Origin of the sequence: Zoogloea oryzae (genome assembly GCF_030161255.1) — a bacterium.
In the GTDB taxonomy this organism is placed as follows: Bacteria; Pseudomonadota; Gammaproteobacteria; order Burkholderiales; family Rhodocyclaceae; genus Zoogloea; species Zoogloea oryzae.
The window spans coordinates 1-1,091 of sequence record NZ_BSPX01000213.1; the positions used below are offsets into that span (position 1 = coordinate 1).

A 1,091-nucleotide genomic window follows, 5' to 3' on the forward strand; every position below is an offset into this window, starting at 1 on the left:
TTTTTTGAATGAAGAGAAGCTTGTTGAAGAAACCTATTTATTGTTATATGAAAATATTATATGAAACCTATCTATAAAAGTAATTAGATAGAATAGCTTGTACCTTATCAACCGACAGTGAGAGGACGAAATCGGGATATATGCCAATTCCTACTATAGGTAAAAAAATCGAAATTGAAACAAATAGTTCACGGGGTCCAGAATCCAAAAATAGACTGTTTATACTATCAAATTGCTTGTATCCATAGAAGATTTGCCGTAACATCGATAATAAATAAATCGGAGTTAATATCATTCCAATTGCCATTCCAAAAGTAATTAATAGTTTGGGCATTAAAAGATATTTTGGGCTAGTAATTATTCCCAAAAAAACGAGCAATTCTGCAACAAAACCACTCATACCTGGCAATGCAAGAGAAGCCATTGAGAAGCTACTGAACATAGTAAATAGTTTTGGCAGAGGTATGCCTATTCCTCCCATTTCGTCGAGGTAGATAAGTCGCATTCTATCACAACTTGTTCCTGCCAAGAAAAATAGCGCAGCACCTATAAATCCGTGAGAGATTATTTGCAAAATAGCTCCATTAAGTCCCGTATCGCTGAGGGAAGCAAGCCCTATAATTGTAAAACCCATATGAGATACCGAAGAATAAGCTATGCGCTTTTTGATATTGCGTTGACCCAAAGATGTTAGAGCTGCATAGATTATTTGCATTGTTCCCACTAGTATCAACCAGGGCGAAAATAGAGAATGAGCATGGGGTAATAATTCCATATTAATACGAATTAACCCATATGCTCCCATTTTTAATAAGATTCCCGCTAGAAGCATACATGTACTGTAATGGGCTTCTCCATGTGTATCTGGTAACCATGTATGGAGGGGTATAATAGGCAATTTAACAGCATAAGCAATAAGAAATCCAAAATAGAATATTATTTCCAATGCCACAGGATATGATCGATTAGCTGATGTTTCAAAATTGAATGTTGGTTCATTAGAACCATATAAACCCATACCCAAAACTCCCATTAATAGAAAAATGGAACCTCCAGCAGTGTACAAAATAAATTTTGTAGCTGAGTATAAG

The 1,091-nt window shown here is 35.3% G+C and carries 1 protein-coding gene; it reads right to left on the reverse strand.

Annotated features, from left to right (window positions below; translation table 11 throughout):
- Positions 1-67 precede the first annotated feature (67 nt).
- Positions 68-1,091, reverse strand: a 1,024-nt coding sequence (locus QQK25_RS24800; protein WP_284190062.1) for an NADH-quinone oxidoreductase subunit M, incomplete at its 5' end; no start/stop codon positions are given.